Consider the following 19,473-nt stretch of genomic DNA (forward strand, 5'->3'; position numbering starts at 1 on the left):
GTTCTTTGTTCTAGTGGGGGTGGGTCTGGCTAGAGCATTGATATTTAAGCTATAATTTCGGTCTCAGGTCTGTTTTGGACTTGAAATCGCGAGTTGAGCCTTCCAGGGTGGCGTTTTTTAGCGCAGCTAGGACTCAACTTTAGAACCAACCCTTAGGAGAAGTTATGTCAGTAACTATGCGTCAAATGCTGGAAGCCGGTTGCCATTTTGGTCACCAAACTCGCTTCTGGTCCCCAAAGATGGCCCCATTTATTTTCGGTCATCGCAACAAAATCCACATCATCAACTTGGAAAAAACATTGCCAATGTTTCAGGACGCCCTGAAATTTGCAAAACAAATTGCTGCTAATCGTGGCACGATTTTATTTGTCGGTACTAAGCGTCAGTCACGCGAGATCATTGCTGAAGAAGCTGCTCGTGCTGGCATGCCTTACATCGACAGCCGTTGGTTGGGCGGTACGCTCACTAACTTCAAAACTGTTAAAGGTTCCCTCAAGCGTTTGAAAGACATGGAAGTTGCTAAAGAAGCTGGCGACTGGGAAAAGCTTTCTAAGAAAGAAGCTTTGACTAACGATCGTGATCTCGACAAATTGCAAAAAGCACTTGGCGGTATCAAAGATTTGAACGGTGTTCCTGATGCGATTTTCGTAGTGGACGTTGGCTATCATAAGATTGCTATTACCGAGGCCAACAAGCTTGGCATTCCTGTAATCGCTATTGTGGATACCAACCACTCACCAGAAGGTGTTGATTACATCATTCCTGGTAACGATGACTCAAGTAAAGCAGTAACCCTCTATGCACGCGGTATTGCTGATGCAATCCTCGAAGGCAAAGCTAACTCTGTCCAAGAAATCTTGACAGCAGTTAAAGAAGGTGAAGAAGAGTTTGTTGAAGAAGGGAAAGTTGAATAATGGTCGCTATTACCGCTTCAATGGTTGGCGAGTTACGCGCCAACACTGATGCTCCGATGATGGAGTGCAAAAAGGCTTTGACTGAGGCTGATGGTGATATGGCTCGTGCAGAAGAAATTCTGCGCGTTAAGCTAGGTAGCAAGGCTGGTAAAGCAGCTTCTCGTGTAACGGCTGAAGGTATTGTTGCTGCTTCTATCAATGGCACTACTGGCGCATTGCTAGAAGTGAACTGCGAAACCGATTTCGTTTCTAAGAATGATGACTTCTTGGCATTCACAAATGAATGCGTGAAGTTGATTGCTGAAAAGAACCCGGCTGACGTTACTGCATTGTTGGCATTGCCATTGAATGGTCAAACTGTTGATGAAGTGCGTAGTGCTTTGATCGGCAAGATCGGCGAGAACATCATGCCACGTCGCTTCAAGCGTTTCGCTGGTAGCAACAAGTTGGTTTCTTACCTCCACGGCACCCGTATTGGTGTGCTGGTTGAGTTCGAAGGCGATGAAACTGCTGCTAAAGACGTGGCAATGCACATTGCTGCGATGAAGCCGGTGGCTTTGTCTATGGCTGACGTTCCTGCCGAGGCGATTGCTGTTGAGCGTAGCGTTGCTGTTCAAAAAGCGGCTGAATCTGGCAAACCACCAGAAATCGTTGAAAAGATGGTTGAAGGTGCTATTCAGAAGTACCTCAAAGAGGTTTCTTTGTTGCACCAGACTTTCGTGAAAAACGACAAGCAAACTGTTGAGCAAATGCTCAAGGCTGCAAATACAACAATCAAGGGTTTCACCATGTTTGTTGTAGGTGAGGGCATTGAGAGGCGTCAAGACGACTTTGCGGCTGAAGTGGCTGCGCAGGTTGCTGCTGCTTCTAAAGCAACTGCTTAATTAGCCAGTATGGGGCTTGCCCCAGCCGGTTGGTAATACCCAAAAGGGCATAGAAACCTTAGTTTCTGTGCCCTTTTCTTTGATCCCGCTCAAGCCCTTTATAATTTGGCTGAGATATTAAAAAGTGCTTAAAGATCAATAAGCTAAGTAAGTTACTTACTTGGCAAATTACGGAAAATAAAAAACATGCCAGCCTACAAAAGAGTCCTCCTAAAGCTATCTGGTGAAGCCCTTATGGGTGATGATGCATTTGGCATCAACCCAGCCACCATTGATTCCATGGTTAAGGAAATCGCCGAGGTTGTAAATAGCGGAGTAGAGCTAGCAATTGTGATTGGTGGCGGCAATATTTTCCGCGGTGTTGCTGGTGGTGCCGCAGGCATGGATCGTGCTACTGCCGATTACATGGGAATGTTGGCAACCATGATGAATTCTTTGGCGCTGCAAGATGCATTGCGTCAAAAAGGCGTTGAAGCGCGCGTGCAATCCGCCTTGCGCATGGATCAAGTTGTTGAGCCTTATATTCGTCCGCGAGCAATTCGCGCTATGGGTGAAGGCAAGGTGGTTATTTTCGCAGCGGGTACTGGCAACCCATTCTTTACGACCGACACCGCCGCCGCTCTGCGTGGCGCTGAGATGGGTGTTGAAGTGATGCTCAAGGCTACTAAGGTAGATGGCATCTATAGCGCTGATCCAGCAAAAGATCCAACTGCTACTTTGTACAAAACGATTACGTTTGATGAAGCGCTAATCAAGAATCTACAGGTGATGGATGCAACTGCCTTTGCATTGTGTCGTGATCGCAAATTACCAATCAAAGTATTTTCAATTCTCAAGCCAGGCGCATTGATGCGTGTAGTGCGAGGTGAGTCTGAAGGTACTTTGGTGCACGTTTAATAGGAGCCCTGATGTCTGCAGCAGAAATTAAAACCAATGCCGATCAAAAGATGCAAAAGTCTCTCGAGGCTTTGAAGACCAATTTAGCCAAGATTCGTTCTGGCCGTGCCAATCCAGGAATTTTGGAGCATATTCATGTGGACTACTACGGTAATCCAACTCCATTGAGTCAAGTTGCTGGCTTGGGTTTGGCTGATGCTCGCACAATTAACGTGCAACCCTTTGAAAAAACCATGGTTGCCGTGGTTGAGAAGGCGATTCGTGATTCTGACTTAGGTTTAAACCCCGCATCTCATGGTACGGTTATTCGTGTGCCGATGCCCGCTTTGACTGAAGAGCGTCGTCGCGAGCTTACTAAGGTTGTGAAGAGTGAAGGTGAAGATACCAAGATTGCGGTTCGCAATTTACGCCGTGATGCGAATGAGCATCTTAAGCGCTTAACAAAAGACAAAGAAATTTCTGAGGATGATGAGCGTCGCGCTACTGATGATATTCAGAAGATGACAGATAAAGCAGTGGTAGATATCGACAAGATCATTGCCGAAAAAGAAAAAGAGATCATGACGGTTTAAATACCCGATTGAAATTTAGTTTCTGATGACTCAACACACCAGTTCAACCCTAGCCATTCCTGAGGTCAGTGCTGTACCTCGCCATGTGGCGATCATCATGGATGGCAATGGGCGCTGGGCTAGTAAGCGCATGATGCCTCGCGTCGCGGGACACTCCGAGGGGTTGAGTGCTGTTCGAAAAATCGTTCAAGAATGTCGCAAGCTTGGCGTTGAGTACCTTACGGTTTTTGCTTTTAGTTCCGAAAACTGGCGCCGCCCACCAGAAGAGGTGGGTTTTTTAATGAAGCTATTTCTCAAGTCTCTGAAAGGCGAGGTTACCCGTCTTGCTGAAAACGATATCGCCTCGAGATTGATTGGAGACTTAAGTCGATTTGATTCTGCTATTCAAGAGATGGTGCAGTTTTCCGAGCAAAAGACTGCTGGTTGTAAAAGCCTGACTTTTACGATTGCCGCTAACTATGGCGGTCGTTGGGATATCTTGCAAGCAATGCGTCAATGTCTTGCTGCCAATCCCAACTTAAAGCCAGAGCAGGTAAGTGAAGAGCTTCTTCAGCCCCATCTCTCAATGGCTTATGCACCAGAGCCTGATTTGTTTATCCGTACCGGCGGCGAACAACGTGTCAGCAATTTCTTGTTGTGGCAGCTAGCTTATACCGAACTCTATTTCACGGATATCCTGTGGCCTGATTTTGATGAGAAAGAGTTGCATAAAGCATTTGAGTGGTTCAGTCAGCGCGAGCGCCGCTTTGGTCGCACCAGTGCTCAGCTTGCATCGCAAGCAATGAGCGATGCAGTTTGATGTAGTTCATTACCAAGTCGATCCCCATGTTAAAAACCAGAGTCATTACCGCCCTTGTCTTATTGGCGGTGCTGTTGCCCATTCTGTTTCTGCTTCCTCCAATTTATATCGGCGGTTTTTTCCTGATAGCTCTACTGGCTGCTGATTGGGAATGGAGTCGCTTACTTGCGCCTGAGGCAAGCCGAGCTGCTTGGATATACGCATTATTTTGTTTGGCGATTATTGTGTTTTTGCTTGGCATGCAAAACGCTTCCTGGCAGTTCGCATTATTGCTGCTCGCAGTCATATTCTGGTTCTTTGTCGCACCATTCATTTTGGCGAAAGGCATGAACCTCTCTTTGCAAAAATTACGTCCTTTTTATGTGATGCTTGGGCTCATTTTGTTGCCCGCAACTTGGTTCGCGTTGGTCTTTTTGCGCGAGTTGGGCCTTATCTTTTTGCTAAGCAGTATGGCTTTAGTTTGGGTAGCCGATATTGGCGCCTACTTTGTTGGCAAGGCTTTTGGTAAGCGCAAGCTAGCAGTGCAAATTAGTCCTGGTAAGTCGATTGAAGGTGCTATTGGTGGCCTCATACTTTGTTATATCTACGCATTTGCTTGTGTTTACTTTTTAAATTTTGAATCCACTTTATTTGGTGTCTGGGCTATTCGCTTTGGTTGGGTTCCTATGTTTTTAATGGTGACGGTATTAATCGTCTTCAGTATTTTTGGGGACTTATTTGAGTCTCAGTTAAAGCGCTTAGCAGGTGTTAAAGACTCCAGCCATCTTTTGCCTGGTCATGGTGGCGTGCTGGATCGTGTAGACGCCTTGATTCCCACTATGCCTATTGCTGCGCTATTGGCTGGATTTGTGTGATGGCAGTGAAGCAGGTTGCGATTCTAGGCTCAACCGGTTCAATAGGCGTAAACACGCTGGATGTGATTCGCGCGCATCCAGACCGATTTAAGGTGGTTGCGCTCACTGCGGCAAAGCAGGTTGACCTATTGGCTCAGCAATGCGCGGAGTTTAGTCCCGCTATCGCCGTTGTCGCTGATGCTAATGGTGCGGCTCGTTTAAGCACGCTTTTGCTTGAGAAAAAAATCAATACTCAAGTCTTGTATGGACCGGAGGCCTTAGTTAGCGCTGTTACAGATTCCGGTTGCGATACCGTGATGGCCGCAATTGTAGGTGCCGCCGGTTTGGTATCGGCTCTAGCCGCAGCCAAAGCCGGCAAAAGAGTATTGCTGGCCAATAAAGAAGCTCTAGTGATGTCTGGCGATTTATTTATGCAAGCAATGAAGCAGGGCGGTGGAGAGCTGTTGCCAATTGATAGTGAGCACAATGCCATCTTTCAATGTTTGCCAGACCAATTCTCTAAAGCCCCAAACCCATCTCTAGGTGTGGAGGAGCTTTGGTTAACTGCTTCAGGTGGACCATTCAGAAATACACCGCTTGATCAGCTCGCAAGTATTACCCCAGAACAGGCGTGCGCGCACCCTAATTGGGTAATGGGTAGAAAAATTTCCGTAGATTCTGCAACGATGATGAACAAAGGTCTTGAGGTGATTGAAGCGTTTTGGTTATTTGGGTTGTCTTTAGAGCAAATTAAAGTATTGATTCATCCGCAAAGTGTTGTTCATTCAATGGTTCGTTATCGTGACGGATCGGTTTTAGCGCAACTGGGTCAGCCAGATATGCGCACTCCTATTGCCTATGGCTTGGCTTGGTCCGAACGAATTGACGCGGGTGTAGCTCCACTCAGTCTGACACAGTTGGCAGCCTTAAGTTTTTCTGAGCCTGAGTTGGAGCGCTTCCCTTGTCTTTCGTTGGCATTTGCTGCTGCCAAAGCTGGCGGGACCGCTCCAGCGGTTTTGAATGCCGCCAATGAAATTGCGGTAGCAGCATTCTTGGATCAAGGCCTGCCGTATTTGCAGATTCCCGTTATTGTTGAAAAAGTATTAAACGCTATCTCTGCATCCAGTGCGGATTCACTTGAGTTGATTTTAGACGTCGATGCGAGTGCTCGCCAAGCCGCACAAGAAGTGGTGAAGGATATTCTTTGCAGGCTTTGATTACTATTGCCGCTTTCTTGTTGACTCTAGGCGTGCTTGTCAGCTTTCATGAGTTTGGACATTTTTTAGCTGCTCGCTGTTGTGGTGTGCGAGTACTTCGTTTTGCGATTGGTTTTGGTAAGCCGATCTATACCTTCCGTGCTAAAAATAAAACCGAGTGGGTGTTGGCCTCCGTTCCCCTGGGTGGGTATGTGAAGCTACTCGATGGTCGTGATCGTCGGCAAATCATTCCACCAGCAGAGGAGTCGCAGGCTTTTGACAAGAAACCGCTCTGGCAGCGCTCCTTTATTGTGACTGCCGGACCATTCGCCAATTTTTTCTTGGCAGTCATTTTCTTTGCCTTTATTTACCTTTCTGGCGCCCCTCAATTACCAGCTGTTTTGAAAGCCCCTCTTGAAACCTCTTTGGCAGCCCAGCTGGGGGTGAATGAGGGCGATCGGGTGGTGGGGTGGGAGGATTTGGGTGCCCAAACGGGAAATGCACCCCTTTTAGGTGAATTTGAGCCCGTTCCCAGTTGGAATGCATTGCGCTGAAGTCGGATGGATGGCCTTACTGGGGATGATGGGTTCGCTTTGGAGTTAGAAACCCCAACCGGTAGTCGCTATGTAAAAGCCTTTTATGCCGAAGATTTGCCAAAAATGAGCCCAGACAAGGATCCGATGTTGGCATTGGGTCTATTGCCAGCGCTGACTCCATTGGAAAAGTGGCAGGAACTTAAATGGGATCCGGTAGATGCGGCCATATTCGCCTCCAAAAGGGTGTGGGTAATTTCCAAGGTATCCGCAAGGCTGATGGGGGGTTTATTTACTGGTAGCACCTCCTTTAAGCAACTCGGCGGCCCATCAGCATCGCCGATATGGCGGGCAAGACGGCCCAGGTGGGGTGGCAGCCATTTTTAGCTTTTTTGGCGTTCATGAATATTAGCATTGGGCTTCTGAATTTGCTTCCTTTTCCGATGCTGGATGGGGTCAGCTACTGTATGATGCATGGGAGTTGGTCGCTGGTAAGCGGATTTCGACATCAATGCAAGAGCAGCTCGAAAAAGTGGGCTTTATTCTGCTGATTGCTATGTCACTACTGGTATTGTTTAACGATTTACAACGCTATATTTCGCCTTGAATTCTCTGACACATTCTTCCCGTATTTTTGCCCGTTTCATTACTCAAATCTTGGCGTTATTAGCTCTTGGATTGAGTTTGAATGCTACTGCGGCCGCTTCTTTTGTGGTTAAAGATATGCGTGTTGAAGGTCTACAGCGTGTTGAGCCTGGCACGGTCTTTAGTTACCTGCCTGTTCAGATGGGTGAAACCTTCACTGATGAAAAGGGCGCTGAAGCGATTAAGGCGCTCTATGGCACCGGCTTCTTTAGGGATGTTCAGATTCAGGCGCAAGGCAATGTGCTGATTGTAATTGTCGAAGAGCGTCCTATCATCTCTCGTATTGAGTTTACGGGCATGAACGAGTTTGATCCCGAGATTGTGCGTAAATCCTTGAAAACAGTCGGCGTGGCTGAGGCTCGTTTTTATGACAAGGCCTTGATCGACAAAGCCGAACAAGAGCTAAAACGTCAATATGTGGGTAAGGGCATGTACGCGGCAGAAGTAGTCGCGACGGTGACTCCTGTTGAGCGCAATCAAGTGGCGATTTACTTCAACACCGATGAAGGCACCGTTGCCAAAATCCAAGAAATTAATTTTATTGGCAATGAAGTGTTTAGCGAAGGCACTTTAAAGAGTGAGATGCAGTTAAAAACAGGCGGATGGCTCTCTTGGTATAGTAAAGATAATCTTTACTCCAAGCAGAAATTAACCGCCGACTTAGAGTCCATTCGCTCTTACTATTTAAATCGAGGCTATTTAGAGTTTGTGATTGAATCAACTCAGGTATCCATTACTCCGGATAAAAAGGGTATTTACCTCACCATTAGCATTCGTGAAGGGAAACAATTTACCGTTAAAGATGTTCGTTTGGCTGGTGAAACCCTTGGCAAAGAAGCCGAGTTAATGCAGTTGATCGTTTTAAAGCCTGGCGATCCTTTTTCATCGGCGCGTTTGACACAGAGCACTAAGGGGATTGCCGAGGTCTTGGGTTCTTATGGTTACGCTTTTGCAACCATCCACCCTGAGCCAGATATTCGTCGTGAGGTTGCGGAGGTGGACCTGACATTAGTGGTTGACCCAGGTCGTCGCATTTATGTACGCCAGGTAGCGATTTCTGGTAACGCCAAAACTCGCGATATGGTCATTCGACGTGAAATGCGTCAGTTTGAAAGCTCATGGTTCGACAGCGACAAGATTGAGTTATCTAAAAAGCGCTTAGGCCGCTTGGGTTATTTCACTGAAACAGACATTACTACGGAAGATGTTCCCGGTTCCCCGGATCAGGTGGACGTTAATGTGAAGGTGACGGAAAAACCAACCGGAGCAATTACTGTTGGAGCTGGTTTCTCTTCAACTGAGAATCTGATTTTATCCGCCGGTATGAATCAAGATAACGCTTTTGGTACTGGTACTGCGATCGGTGTGAATGCGTCTCTCTGTAAGATTAATCAGAACTTAACACTTTCCAATTACGACCCGTATTTCACTGAAGACGGCATTAGTCGCTATACCGATTTGTACTACCGCTCATCCAAGCCTTTGTACTATGTTGGCGATCCTGATTATCAAATTAAGTCGGTTGGTTCGAATATTAAATTTGGTGTGCCATACACAGAGGTAGACCGAGTATTTTTTGGAACTGGTGTAGAAGTATTTCAAATTAAGACCTCATCCAATACTCCAGTCCCCTATTTAAACTATGCCATGAGTTACGGCGTTGCCGCTCCAGGTTATCCGGGAACCGTGACGACGTATAACGTTCCTATAACAGTAGGTTGGTCACGCGATGGTCGTGATAGCTCTTTAATTCCTTCGGATGGTTCGTTGCAGCAGCTTTCCGCTGAGGTGGGTACGCCAGTTGGAGATCTTACTTTCTATCGTTTATATGGCCAGTACCAAAAGTACCACTCATTCACGAAAGGTAATATTTTATCTTTCAACGGCGAAGTTGGTTACGGTCAGGCATACGGCAATAATCCATTCCCGATTACTAAAAACTACTATGTAGGTGGTATTGGTTCCGTTCGTGGTTATGCTCCCGGCTCTCTCTGGCCCCAGTACTACAACACCATCATTGGTGCCTACCAGTCAACGGGTGGTCAGTCGAAGATTGTGACCAACGTTGAATATACCTTCCCTGTTCCTGGGTCGGGTGTTGATAAAACCCTTCGCCTATTTACCTTCGTGGACGGTGGTAACGCATTTGGGCAAAACTTGAATTTAGTTCTAAGATACTCCTATGGATTGGGTTTATCATGGATATCACCTCTAGGCCCTTTGAAGTTCAGTTATGGTATTCCGTACAAGACTCAACCTACGGATAATGTCCAGCGTTTGCAGTTCCAGGTTGGTACAGCGTTTTAATTGTTTAAGGAAAGTTTTATGAAGCTTTATCAATCTTCTAAATGGATTCAAATTGGTGTAATTGCTGCCGTAACGGCAATTGCTATTCCGCAAGTATTCGCTCAAGATGCCGGCACTCGAGTTGCGGTTGTGAACTCTGAGAAAGTATTTAACGAGTCCAACTTGGCCAAAGCAATGCAAACGCGTTTGCAAAATGAGTTCACTAAACGACAAAATGATTTGCGCGACAGTGCTCAAAAAATTAAGACTGCAGCCGAAAAGCTTGATCGCGATGCTGCTGTGATGAATGAAGCGGAGCGTGTTCGTCGTCAGCGAGAGTTGGCTGATCAAGACCGCGAGCTACAACGCAAGCAACGCGAATTTACTGAAGATCTTAATCAGCGCACTTTTGAAGAGCGTGCCAAGATCGCGGAAAAAGCAAATGCAGTGTTAAAGCAAATTGCTGAACAAAGAAAAATTGACATCATTGTTCAAGAAGCGGCTTACGTTAGCCCTAAGGCTGATGTAACAGATGATGTTGTCAAGGCTTTAAATAGCCAGAAGTAAGCTTTATGCAGACCGCCATTGAGCTGGCCGAACAGTTTCAAGCAAGCTTGGTGGGGGATGCCTACATCGGATTTACGGGTCTTGCTCCATTGGAGCGAGCACAGCCTGATCAGATTTCCTTCCTTTCCAATCCGCTTTACAGGCAGCAAGCCAGTGAAAGTGCTGCTGGCGCACTGATTGTTAGCAAATCGGATTTGGAGTTTCTGCAGGCCAATCCCAGTGTAAATTCGGCTAAACGCGTTTATTTTGTTTCCAAAAATCCGTACGCTACTTTTGCCAGAATGGCTCAGCATTTTGCAAAAGCCGCTAGCCCAGTTTATCCATCCGGAATTCATCCTGGCGCCGTGATTGATGTCACGGCGATTGTTCCCGCTTCATGTCATATTGGCCCGTTTGTGCACATTGGCGCGGGTGTCAAGCTTGGTGAGCGCGTTTCAATTCTGGGAAATACAACTGTTGCGAGTAATAGTGTTGTTGCTAGCGACACGTTAATTTACCCATCTGTTTCTATTTATCACAACACGCAAATCGGCGAACGCTGCATTATTCATAGTGGTGCGATCATAGGTGCGGATGGCTTTGGTTTTGCGCCTGCTTTTTCTGCTGCTGGCGGGGAATGGGTCAAGATTCCGCAGACTGGTCGAGTGGTGATTGGTGATGATGTGGAAATTGGCGCGTCAACGACGATCGATCGTGGTGCAATGAGTGATACGGTAATAGGCGCCGGAACCAAAATAGATAACCAAGTGCAAATCGCGCATAACGTCATTGTTGGTAATTGCTGTGTCATTGCGGGCTGTGCTGCAATTTCCGGAAGCACCAAGATCGGAAACTGCTGCATTATTGGGGGAGCTGCAAATTTTGCGGGTCATCTATCGATTGCTGATAGAACAACGGTTTCCGGGAATACTTCGATTATTCGCTCTATTGCTGAGCCAGGCCAGCATTACACGGGTGTCTACCCATCCATGCTTCATAGCGCTTGGGAGAAGAATGCCGCTATTTTGCGTGGGCTAGATAAAATACGGCAACGCTTGCGTTTGTTGGATAAAAATAAAACTACGGAGTCATAAGACTTCGTATTATTAAAAACTATATTTACTTTTCAGCGGGTTATTTATGAGCACACCAATCGCAATCGATATTAATAAAATTCTGAAATTGCTGCCGCATCGCTATCCATTTTTATTGGTAGATCGCGTGCTGGAAATCGCCCCTCGTGAAAGTATTACGGCATTAAAAAATGTCACGATGAATGAGTCGTTTTTTCAGGGCCACTTCCCTGATTTTCCAGTCATGCCCGGAGTTCTCATTATTGAGGCGCTGGCTCAAACGGCGGCTTTGCTGACATTCTCTGAAGAACGCGCTGAAGATGCGATTTATTACTTTGCTGGCGTCGACGGCGCTCGTTTCAAAAAACCAGTGCTTCCTGGGGATCAGTTGATTATGACTGCCAAGCCAGAGCGTGGTCGTGCTGGGATTTATAAGTTTGCCGTTCAAGCAACCGTGGATGGAGAGATTGCGGCGGAAGCCAATATCACGTGCGCGGTCCGTACGAAAGGTGCGTAATGACTCGGATTCACGCAACTGCTGTTGTAGACAGTAAAGCTGAGTTGGCCAGCGATGTTGAAGTTGGTCCGTATTCTGTCATTGGCCCCAACGTCAAAATTGGTGCTGGCACCAAGGTGGGATCTCATACTGTGATTGAGGGCTACACGACTATTGGCAAAGAAAATAACTTTGCGCACTTTGCCGCAATTGGTGGTCCCCCTCAAGATATGAAGTACCGTGGCGAGCCAACCCAATTAACTATTGGCGATCGCAATACGATCCGCGAATTCACTACCATTCATACGGGCACATCGCAGGATGTTGGTATTACCCGCATTGGCAATGACAACTGGATCATGGCGTATGTGCATATCGCGCACGACTGTCAGGTTGGTAATCACACGATTTTTTCTAGTAATGCGCAAATTGCGGGCCATGTGCAAGTGGGTGACTGGGCCATTATGGGTGGTATGTCGGGTGTACATCAGTTTGTACGTATTGGACAACACGCAATGCTGGGCGGCGCATCGGCGTTAGGGCAGGATATCCCGCCTTTTGTAATTGCGGCGCGAGACAAGGCCTCTCCCCATGGGATTAATGTTGAAGGCTTAAAACGTCGTGGTTTTTCAAGTGAGACGATTTCGGCTTTGCGCCAGGCTTATAAGATTCTTTATAAAGATGGACTTAGTTTTGAAGAGGCTAAAGTAGAAATTCAGAAGATGGTTGTCGCTTCTGCAGCTGATCCAGGCACTTCTGAGAAGCTTGCTCAATTTCATGATTTCATCGCCGCCTCTACCCGCGGCATCATTCGGTAACGGAATTACTTTGCCAAAGTTAGCTTGTGTAGCTGGCGAACCTTCTGGCGATCTATTAGCGCGGCCAGTACTTAGTGCGCTACATCAAATACCAGATATGGCTGGTTTAGAGGTGTATGGTATTGGCGGCCCACGTATGCAGGCTGAGGGTATGCGCTCTGACTGGCCTATCGAAACGCTGAGCGTGCGCGGTTATGTTGAGGCCATTAAGCAACTGCCGGCTATTCTGAGGCTACGCAAAGAACTCATTCAAAACCTCCTCAATGAAGGGCGCCCCGATGTCTATTTGGGGGTTGATGCGCCAGACTTTAATTTAGGTGTTGAACTACAGTTACGCAAAGCAGGTATTCCGACTTTACATTTAGTTTCACCCTCTATTTGGGCTTGGAGAGCGGGGCGCATTAAGAAGATTTCTCAAGCGGTTGAGCGCATGTTGTGCATCTTCCCCTTTGAGACTGAAATCTACGATCGTGCTGGAGTGGCGTCTACCTATGTAGGTCATCCGCTTGCCAGTGCAATTCCACTTGAACCCAATGCTACCAAAGCAAGAGAAAAAATTAGTCATCACCTACAAATTCCAGCTCAATCCTTAGATGATGGCCTTGTTATTGCTGTTCTACCGGGTAGTCGTGGCTCTGAGATTGAGTTGATAGCCCCAGTTTTCTTTGAGACGATGCAATTAATTTCTCAAAGACTCCAAGGTCAGAAGTTTCATTTTTTAATTCCAGTCGCAACGCCGCGACTGCGTGAGCCGCTAGAGCAGTTTTTGCTTAAAGCGAAAAATAGTAATTCAGATATTCAAATTCATTTGCTCGATGGCATAGCCGATGAAGTTCTGGAGGCTTCCGATGTTGTGTTAATTGCAAGCGGCACCGCCACCTTGCAAGCCGCTCTGTGGAAAAAGCCAATGGTGATTTCCTATAAAGTTCCCTGGCTAACTGCGCAGATCATGAAGCGCCAGGGTTATTTGCCCTATGTTGGCTTGCCTAATATTTTGTGTGGTGAGTTTGTTGTTCCCGAGTTGCTGCAGGATGACGCTACGTCTGAAAAATTAGCGAATGCCGTCCAAAATTGGCTGGAGCATCCAACTCAGGTGGCAAAACTTAAAGAGCGTTTTACGCAGATGCACGAGACTTTGCGTCGCCCTACCGGTTTATTGGTTGCTCAAGCGGTGGCACAAACGATTGCCAATCATCGTAAACACAAAGTAACCATATGAGTCTTATATGGGTCTGTGGTGTGGATGAGGCGGGGCGAGGGCCATTGGTCGGTGCGGTGGTGGCTGGCGCTGTGGTACTTGATCCTAATAATCCGATTGAGGGTTTAAAAGACTCTAAGAAGTTAAGCGCCACTCGTCGTGAATATCTTTACGAGCAGATCATGAAAAGGGCAAAAGCCTGGGGTGTTGGCGAGGCTAGCCCAGCTGAAATTGATGAGATCAATATTTTGCAAGCCGCTATGCTCGCTATGCGCAGAGCGATTGAAGATCTCGCGAATCGATTGGGTACTTGGCCCGATAAAGCGTTGATTGATGGGAATCGTTGCCCGGCATTGCCGATTGCTGCCGAAGCGATTGTGAAAGGTGATAGTAAAGAGCCTGCTATATCCGCAGCATCTATTGTGGCTAAAGTCACGCGTGATCGTCAGGTGATGTCTTTGCATGAACGTCATCCGGAATATGGCTTTGCTCAGCACATGGGTTATCCAACGGAAGCGCATTTCGCGGCGCTCAAACAATATGGCGCTTGCGATCAACATAGAAGAAGTTTTTCTCCGGTTCGCAAAGTTCTTGAATCGATTGCAAGCTAGGTGATAAATAAGTTATGAACTTTGATCTCATTACCTCGAAGGAGAATGCCTTATTTCAAGACATTCGCAATCTACAGGCGACCGGCTCTAATGGGCAGAAGGCCAGGTTGGCTAGCGGTCAAGCTTTGTTGGAAGGCATTCATTTGGTGCAGACTTGGGTGGGCGATCCAAATCTAACGGTATTACTCACTTCGGAAATCGGTTTAAAGAATATTGAAATCTCGCAGGCCGTTTATGAGCATCTTGAGATTTGCCCAGAGGCCAAGGTATTGCAGTTGGATAGTGCTCTCTGGGATTTGCTGAGTGACTTAGTTAATGCGCCACATATCGCGGGCTTGCTTGATTTACCAAAATCCACTCTTACTCCTCCGCAATCAATCGCAACTCTGGATGGGGATGTGGTGATATTAGATCGCGTCCAGGATGCAGGTAATGTGGGATCTATTTTGCGTGCCGCAGCAGCATCAAGCTTCACGAAAGTCATTGCTTTATCTGGTTGCGCCCATCTTTGGTCCAGCAAGGTATTGCGTGCGGGCATGGGGGCACATCGACTCTTGGATTTATATGAAGGCTGGACAAATCAGCAACTTTTGAGTGCAGTTACCGCACCTTTATTGGTCGCCACGGCAGATGCGGAGCATGATCTTTTCTCTCTGAAGAAAGATCTCCTGCATCCAGTTGCCTGGGTAATGGGTAGCGAAGGGCAGGGCGTTTCAGAAGATCTGTTGGCTCAATCCAAAGGGGTTTCTATTCCAATCGATCCACGCGTGGAATCGCTTAATGTATCAACGGCGGCAGCCGTATGCTTATTTGAAACTCTGCGCGTACGAAGAGGTTAAGCCTTCTTCGATTAGCCGAGTATTGTCTTATCTGACTTAATTGCCTGTAGTACTGTAGTGGCAATCTCTTCAATGGATTTTCTGGTGGTAAGCACCCAAGGAATGGACTGCTTTTTCATCATCGCTGTCGCTTCATTGATTTCATAACGGCAATTTTCTAACTTAGCGTAATTGCTGCCAGGGCGACGTTCGTTCCGAATCTCAGAAAGTCTCTCCGCATCAATCATTAATCCAAAGATCTTTTGGCGATAAGACACCAAGTCCTTAGGGAGTTGTCCTCTTTCAAAGTCTTCCGGAATGAGTGGATAATTTGCCGCCTTTAATCCATACTGCATTGCAAGATACAAACTGGTTGGAGTTTTGCCAACACGAGAAATGCCAATCAGAATGACATCCGCTTCTGCCAGGTTTTGGTTGGCTTGGCCATCATCATGTGCCAAAGAATAGTTAATCGCTTCGATTCGATTCTTGTAGGCCTCAGTGTCGGCATTGTGGTGCAGGCGATTCATGGCATGAGTGGATTGCATGCCCAGGGCGGCTTCCAGTGGGGCTACGAAAGTCTGAAACATATCGAGAATCAGGCCACTTGCTTTGCCAACAATGGCATTGAGCTCAGAATTCACCAAAGTAGTGAAAACGATGGGTTGCACCCCATATTTACTGGCCGCCTGATTAATGCTACTGACGGCATCATGAGCTTTATCGACACTCTCTACAAAAGGTACTCGAATATGCTTAAAAGTGGCCTCAAATTGGGCCAAAATCGACTGGCTGAAGTTCTCGGCGGTAATGCCGGTGCCATCAGAGACAATAAAAACAATGCGGGTTTCGTTGGTCATGGATTTGGCTTAAAAGTCGGGGTCACCACTACAATAGAATCATATTAAAGTATGCCCCATTTAAGGTGGCCGCTACACCAGTTGCCTTATCTTTAGAGAGTATTTTATGTCCAACCAACAGCAACAAAATAGCAGTATGGCCGATGCCTATGTTTGGCCTTTTGAGCAACTCCGTATGACGGATGTTGAATCCGTCGGCGGTAAGAATGCCTCTTTGGGTGAAATGATTTCGCAGTTAGCCTCAACTGGTGTTCGTGTCCCAACGGGCTTTGCGACGACCGCATTAGCGTTTCGTGATTTTTTAAAACATAATAATTTGACTGAACGCATTCAACAGCGTTTAGAAGGTTTAAATATTGATGATGTCCGTGCTTTGGCGGCAGCCGGTGCGGAGATTCGTCATTGGATCGAAACGGCACCATTGCAGCCTAAGCTTGAAAAAGAGATTCGCAAGGCTTTTGCAGTATTGGATGACTCTGGTAAGGGTTCATTCGCTGTGCGTTCATCAGCTACTGCTGAAGATTTGCCGGATGCGTCATTCGTGGGACAGCAAGAAACTTTCTTGAACGTCGAAGGTATCGATGATGTGCTCAAGAAAATTCGCGAGGTGTTTGCTTCCCTATACAACGATCGCGCTATCTCTTGCCGCGTGCACAAGGGTTTTGCCCACGCTGAAGTAGCCTTATCTGCGGGTATCCAGCGCATGGTGCGCGCTGACTTAGGCGCTGCAGGTGTGATGTTCACACTGGATACTGAATCTGGATTTGAGGATGTGGTTTTCATTACCTCAAGCTATGGCTTGGGAGAAACAGTGGTTCAGGGTGCGGTAAATCCTGACGAGTTCTATGTATTCAAAACCACTTTAGCAAAAGACAAGAAGGCAATCATTCGTCGTTCTTTGGGCTCCAAGTTGATTCAAATGCAATTTGCACCCAATGGCTCTGCGGAAAAAGTGCAGACTGTAGATGTATCCCCAGAAAAGCGTAATCGCTTTTCTTTAGAGGATGCGGATATTACAGAACTGGCTAAGTACGCCATGATCATTGAGAAGCACTATGGTCGTCCAATGGACATCGAGTGGGGCAAGGATGGCCAAGACGGCCGTATTTACATCCTCCAGGCTCGTCCTGAAACTGTGAAGAGTCAGGCGGAAGGTCAAGTTGAGATGCGCTATAAATTGAAAGGCAGCGCAAAAGTACTGGCAAAAGGTCGTGCGATTGGCCAAAAGATTGGTGCCGGTCCTGTGCGTATTATTCGTGACCCAAGTGAGATGGATCGTGTGCAACCAGGAGATGTATTGGTTGCCGACATGACTGATCCGAACTGGGGGCCTGTGATGAAGCGCGCTTCTGCGATTGTGACCAATCGTGGTGGTCGTACCTGTCACGCGGCGATTATTGCTCGTGAACTTGGTGTGCCTGCGGTGGTTGGTTGTGGCGATACTGCAGAGCATTTGCAAGATGGCATGATGGTGACGGTTTCTTGCGCGGAAGGTGACGAAGGTCATCTCTACGATGGTTTGATTGAGGCGGAAGTTACTGCAGTATCTCGTGGCGCTTTGCCAGAGATTCCAGTGAAGATCACTATGAATATCGGCAATCCTCAATTGGCATTTGATTTCTGCCAGATTCCAAATGCAGGCGTTGGCCTTGCTCGTCTCGAGTTCATCATTAATAACTATATTGGTGTGCATCCACGTGCAGTATTGGAATACCCAAATATTGATCCTGACCTCAAGCGCGCAGTAGAGAGCGTTGCGCGTGGCTATGCAAGCCCACGTCAGTTTTACGAAGACAAGTTGGTGGAAGGTGTGGCAACGATTGCTGCTGCTTTCTATCCAAAGCCAGTCATCGTTCGTTTGTCAGACTTTAAGTCCAATGAATATAAGAAGTTAATTGGTGGATCACGTTACGAGCCGGATGAAGAAAACCCAATATTGGGATTCCGTGGCGCATCACGTTATGTATCAGAGGATTTCGGTAAAGCTTTTGCGCTCGAGTGCGCGGCAATGAAGCGTGTGCGTGAAGATATGGGCTTAGATAACGTTGAAATCATGGTTCCATTTGTGCGCACCATCAAACAAGCTGAGCGTGTAATCAATATGATGGAGAAGTTTGGTCTCAAGCGCGGTGTAAATGGTTTGCGCCTCATGATGATGTGCGAGATTCCATCTAACGCGATTTTGGCTGATCAATTCCTTGAATACTTTGATGGTTTCTCGATTGGCTCCAACGACATGACTCAGTTAACTTTGGGTCTAGATCGCGATTCTGGCATGGAGTTGTTGGCCATTGACTTTGATGAGCGTGATCCAGCGGTCGAGTTCATGATTGCTCGCTCAATCGATGCATGTCGCAAGCAAAATAAATATGTTGGTATTTGTGGCCAAGGCCCTTCAGATCATCCAGACTTTGCTCGTTTGTTGGTCGAGAAGGGAATTACGTCAATCTCATTGAATCCTGATAGTGTAGTGGCTACTTGGGAAATGTTAGGTAAGAACTTAAAAGCATAATAATCGTTAAGCGAGAAATGCAAAAGGCCTAGATTTTTCTAGGCCTTTTTGTTTGGTAAAAATAAAAAAAGGATAAAAACAGAGCCTATTTAGATTTTGTTTTAGCGCTAGCGCGCTTTATTGGCTTTTTGACTGTCGGAGTCGCAATTTTTACCCTGGCCTTTGCTGGTTGTCGGTTGACAGGAACAGCACCCATTTTTTTCGCAGGCGCAGAGATCGCGCTGGACTTATTGGCACCACTCCAACTGGGCTCCGCGATGGAATTAAAGGCCGCCCGCAGTTTTTCACCCCAAAGCTGATGAATCATTTAGAAGTAGGGATTGGATTCATCCATAGTCACCAACTTGTTAGCCTTGAGAGAGTTCTTCTCATAAACGAGCAAATCAAGGGGTAAGTCCTACTGAGATATTGCTATTTAGCGTTCAATCCATAGAGATTAAAGCGCATTTGGTAGTCAAATTTAATGAGGTATTAAAGTTCAATACGCGATCTAGGATTGGTTTGCCATATTTGGACTCTCCAATTTGAAAGTAGCAAGTCTCTGGCGTGGCTTCAATAAAGTTGCCCGCAGAGTAGACGTTAAAGAGGCGAGGTCTTTCCCCTTTAACTTGACCGCCAAAGATCAAGTTGCAGTTGAAATCAATACCTGCTGTTTCAAGAGCCTTGTGATCGCGATCGTAAACTTGTTTAATAGCATCTCCCACAACAACAGCCGCATCATGCGAATTTGCGGCAGTCCAGAGATTGATTCCGCCTAGTAGTTGCCCTTATAGCAAAATTTCTTTAACGGCTTGGGTGATAGTGAGATTCCCCGCGCTCATGAGGGTAAAGAAGCGATCCTTATCTTGGAATAAGGTCATTTTTCTGAAGGTGCCGATTTGATATACACCTGCATTTGTTCTTGTATCCGATAAAAATACAAGGCCATCTTTCAGGCAGAGTCCAACACAGTACGTCATTCTTTAACCTTCTTTAATATCTC

20 protein-coding genes and 1 pseudogene are annotated in these 19,473 nt (G+C 46.7%); 19 read left to right on the forward strand and 2 right to left on the reverse strand.

Annotation, left to right across the window (positions count from 1 at the left end):
- Positions 1-164 precede the first annotated feature (164 nt).
- From rpsB to DXE35_RS02580, 18 genes are all read left to right on the forward strand, one after another.
- Positions 165-914, forward strand: coding sequence for a 30S ribosomal protein S2 (gene rpsB / locus DXE35_RS02505; RefSeq protein ID WP_114689471.1), 750 nt, complete (start codon positions 165-167; stop codon positions 912-914).
- A complete protein-coding gene (tsf, locus tag DXE35_RS02510) occupies positions 914-1,798 on the forward strand; it encodes a translation elongation factor Ts (RefSeq protein ID WP_114689472.1) in 885 nt (294 codons plus the stop codon). The genes rpsB and tsf overlap by 1 nt, the downstream gene beginning before the upstream one ends.
- Before the next feature lie 186 nt (positions 1,799-1,984).
- Positions 1,985-2,695, forward strand: a complete 711-nt coding sequence (gene pyrH / locus DXE35_RS02515) for a UMP kinase (protein WP_114689473.1) — start codon at positions 1,985-1,987, stop codon at positions 2,693-2,695.
- Positions 2,696-2,706: 11 nt separating this feature from the next.
- Positions 2,707-3,267 (forward strand): ribosome recycling factor, encoded by a 561-nt coding sequence (frr, locus tag DXE35_RS02520; protein ID WP_114689474.1) that lies wholly within the window; start codon positions 2,707-2,709, stop codon positions 3,265-3,267.
- A 25-nt stretch (positions 3,268-3,292) separates the two neighbouring features.
- On the forward strand, positions 3,293-4,066 hold the full coding sequence (uppS, locus tag DXE35_RS02525) for a polyprenyl diphosphate synthase (RefSeq protein ID WP_114689475.1): 774 nt from the start codon (positions 3,293-3,295) through the stop codon (positions 4,064-4,066).
- A gap of 26 nt (positions 4,067-4,092) precedes the next feature.
- Positions 4,093-4,920: a phosphatidate cytidylyltransferase gene (locus tag DXE35_RS02530; RefSeq protein WP_114689476.1), complete on the forward strand. Its 828-nt coding sequence runs from the start codon at positions 4,093-4,095 to the stop codon at positions 4,918-4,920.
- A 5-nt stretch (positions 4,921-4,925) separates the two neighbouring features.
- Positions 4,926-6,116, forward strand: a complete 1,191-nt coding sequence (gene ispC, locus DXE35_RS02535; protein WP_197714044.1) for a 1-deoxy-D-xylulose-5-phosphate reductoisomerase — start codon at positions 4,926-4,928, stop codon at positions 6,114-6,116.
- Entirely contained in the window at positions 6,104-6,649 is a 546-nt protein-coding gene (locus DXE35_RS10085; RefSeq protein ID WP_231969934.1) for a site-2 protease family protein, read from the forward strand. The genes ispC and DXE35_RS10085 overlap by 13 nt, the downstream gene beginning before the upstream one ends.
- 6 nt (positions 6,650-6,655) lie before the next feature.
- Positions 6,656-7,015 (forward strand): hypothetical protein, encoded by a 360-nt coding sequence (locus tag DXE35_RS10090; protein ID WP_231970171.1) that lies wholly within the window; start codon positions 6,656-6,658, stop codon positions 7,013-7,015.
- On the forward strand, positions 6,973-7,179 hold the full coding sequence (locus DXE35_RS10095) for a site-2 protease family protein (RefSeq protein WP_231969935.1): 207 nt from the start codon (positions 6,973-6,975) through the stop codon (positions 7,177-7,179). The genes DXE35_RS10090 and DXE35_RS10095 overlap by 43 nt, the downstream gene beginning before the upstream one ends.
- 52 nt (positions 7,180-7,231) lie before the next feature.
- Positions 7,232-9,580 carry an outer membrane protein assembly factor BamA gene (gene bamA, locus DXE35_RS02545; RefSeq protein ID WP_174220934.1) on the forward strand — a complete coding sequence of 783 codons (2,349 nt, stop codon included), beginning with the start codon at positions 7,232-7,234 and terminating at the stop codon, positions 9,578-9,580.
- Positions 9,581-9,598: 18 nt separating this feature from the next.
- The gene (locus tag DXE35_RS02550; protein WP_114689478.1) at positions 9,599-10,126 is read left to right on the forward strand and encodes an OmpH/Skp family outer membrane protein; all 528 of its coding nucleotides are present in this window, start codon (positions 9,599-9,601) and stop codon (positions 10,124-10,126) included.
- A gap of 5 nt (positions 10,127-10,131) precedes the next feature.
- The gene (gene lpxD, locus DXE35_RS02555) at positions 10,132-11,199 is read left to right on the forward strand and encodes a UDP-3-O-(3-hydroxymyristoyl)glucosamine N-acyltransferase (RefSeq protein ID WP_114689479.1); all 1,068 of its coding nucleotides are present in this window, start codon (positions 10,132-10,134) and stop codon (positions 11,197-11,199) included.
- A 46-nt stretch (positions 11,200-11,245) separates the two neighbouring features.
- Positions 11,246-11,695: a 3-hydroxyacyl-ACP dehydratase FabZ gene (fabZ, locus tag DXE35_RS02560; protein WP_114689480.1), complete on the forward strand. Its 450-nt coding sequence runs from the start codon at positions 11,246-11,248 to the stop codon at positions 11,693-11,695.
- On the forward strand, positions 11,695-12,492 hold the full coding sequence (gene lpxA, locus DXE35_RS02565; RefSeq protein WP_114689481.1) for an acyl-ACP--UDP-N-acetylglucosamine O-acyltransferase: 798 nt from the start codon (positions 11,695-11,697) through the stop codon (positions 12,490-12,492). Before fabZ ends, lpxA begins: the two co-directional genes overlap by 1 nt.
- On the forward strand, positions 12,452-13,711 hold the full coding sequence (gene lpxB / locus DXE35_RS02570) for a lipid-A-disaccharide synthase (protein ID WP_162784944.1): 1,260 nt from the start codon (positions 12,452-12,454) through the stop codon (positions 13,709-13,711). The genes lpxA and lpxB overlap by 41 nt, the downstream gene beginning before the upstream one ends.
- Complete coding sequence (gene rnhB, locus DXE35_RS02575) at positions 13,708-14,301, forward strand: ribonuclease HII (protein WP_114689483.1); 594 nt, start codon at positions 13,708-13,710, stop codon at positions 14,299-14,301. Before lpxB ends, rnhB begins: the two co-directional genes overlap by 4 nt.
- A 14-nt stretch (positions 14,302-14,315) precedes the next feature.
- Positions 14,316-15,140: a TrmH family RNA methyltransferase gene (locus DXE35_RS02580; protein ID WP_114689484.1), complete on the forward strand. Its 825-nt coding sequence runs from the start codon at positions 14,316-14,318 to the stop codon at positions 15,138-15,140.
- Between the two features lie 11 nt (positions 15,141-15,151).
- Here DXE35_RS02580 and ppsR read toward each other — a convergent pair whose 3' ends face one another.
- On the reverse strand, positions 15,152-15,979 hold the full coding sequence (ppsR, locus tag DXE35_RS02585) for a posphoenolpyruvate synthetase regulatory kinase/phosphorylase PpsR (protein WP_114689485.1): 828 nt from the start codon (positions 15,977-15,979) through the stop codon (positions 15,152-15,154).
- Positions 15,980-16,085: 106 nt separating this feature from the next.
- On the opposite strand from ppsR, the gene ppsA reads away from it, so the two are divergent.
- Positions 16,086-18,491 (forward strand): phosphoenolpyruvate synthase, encoded by a 2,406-nt coding sequence (gene ppsA / locus DXE35_RS02590; protein ID WP_174220935.1) that lies wholly within the window; start codon positions 16,086-16,088, stop codon positions 18,489-18,491.
- Positions 18,492-18,576: 85 nt separating this feature from the next.
- Here the strand turns inward: ppsA and DXE35_RS02595 are convergent.
- Positions 18,577-19,450, reverse strand: a pseudogene (locus DXE35_RS02595) (peptidase).
- Positions 19,451-19,473: the final 23 nt, after the last annotated feature.

The organism is Polynucleobacter necessarius, assembly GCF_900095215.1.
Classification (GTDB): domain Bacteria; phylum Pseudomonadota; class Gammaproteobacteria; order Burkholderiales; family Burkholderiaceae; genus Polynucleobacter; species Polynucleobacter necessarius_H.

Coding starts and splice junctions, on each gene's coding strand:
- tsf (WP_114689472.1), top strand. CDS start 914: ATGGTCGCTATTACCGCTTCAATGGTTGGCGAGTTACGCGCCAACACT.
- lpxB (WP_162784944.1), top strand. CDS start 12,452: ATGATTTCATCGCCGCCTCTACCCGCGGCATCATTCGGTAACGGAATT.
- uppS (WP_114689475.1), top strand. CDS start 3,293: ATGACTCAACACACCAGTTCAACCCTAGCCATTCCTGAGGTCAGTGCT.
- frr (WP_114689474.1), top strand. CDS start 2,707: ATGTCTGCAGCAGAAATTAAAACCAATGCCGATCAAAAGATGCAAAAG.
- lpxD (WP_114689479.1), top strand. CDS start 10,132: ATGCAGACCGCCATTGAGCTGGCCGAACAGTTTCAAGCAAGCTTGGTG.
- ppsA (WP_174220935.1), top strand. CDS start 16,086: ATGTCCAACCAACAGCAACAAAATAGCAGTATGGCCGATGCCTATGTT.
- fabZ (WP_114689480.1), top strand. CDS start 11,246: ATGAGCACACCAATCGCAATCGATATTAATAAAATTCTGAAATTGCTG.
- ppsR (WP_114689485.1), bottom strand. CDS start 15,979: ATGACCAACGAAACCCGCATTGTTTTTATTGTCTCTGATGGCACCGGC.
- DXE35_RS02550 (WP_114689478.1), top strand. CDS start 9,599: ATGAAGCTTTATCAATCTTCTAAATGGATTCAAATTGGTGTAATTGCT.
- rpsB (WP_114689471.1), top strand. CDS start 165: ATGTCAGTAACTATGCGTCAAATGCTGGAAGCCGGTTGCCATTTTGGT.
- rnhB (WP_114689483.1), top strand. CDS start 13,708: ATGAGTCTTATATGGGTCTGTGGTGTGGATGAGGCGGGGCGAGGGCCA.
- DXE35_RS10090 (WP_231970171.1), top strand. CDS start 6,656: ATGGATGGCCTTACTGGGGATGATGGGTTCGCTTTGGAGTTAGAAACC.
- pyrH (WP_114689473.1), top strand. CDS start 1,985: ATGCCAGCCTACAAAAGAGTCCTCCTAAAGCTATCTGGTGAAGCCCTT.
- DXE35_RS02530 (WP_114689476.1), top strand. CDS start 4,093: ATGTTAAAAACCAGAGTCATTACCGCCCTTGTCTTATTGGCGGTGCTG.
- lpxA (WP_114689481.1), top strand. CDS start 11,695: ATGACTCGGATTCACGCAACTGCTGTTGTAGACAGTAAAGCTGAGTTG.
- DXE35_RS10095 (WP_231969935.1), top strand. CDS start 6,973: ATGGCGGGCAAGACGGCCCAGGTGGGGTGGCAGCCATTTTTAGCTTTT.
- DXE35_RS02580 (WP_114689484.1), top strand. CDS start 14,316: ATGAACTTTGATCTCATTACCTCGAAGGAGAATGCCTTATTTCAAGAC.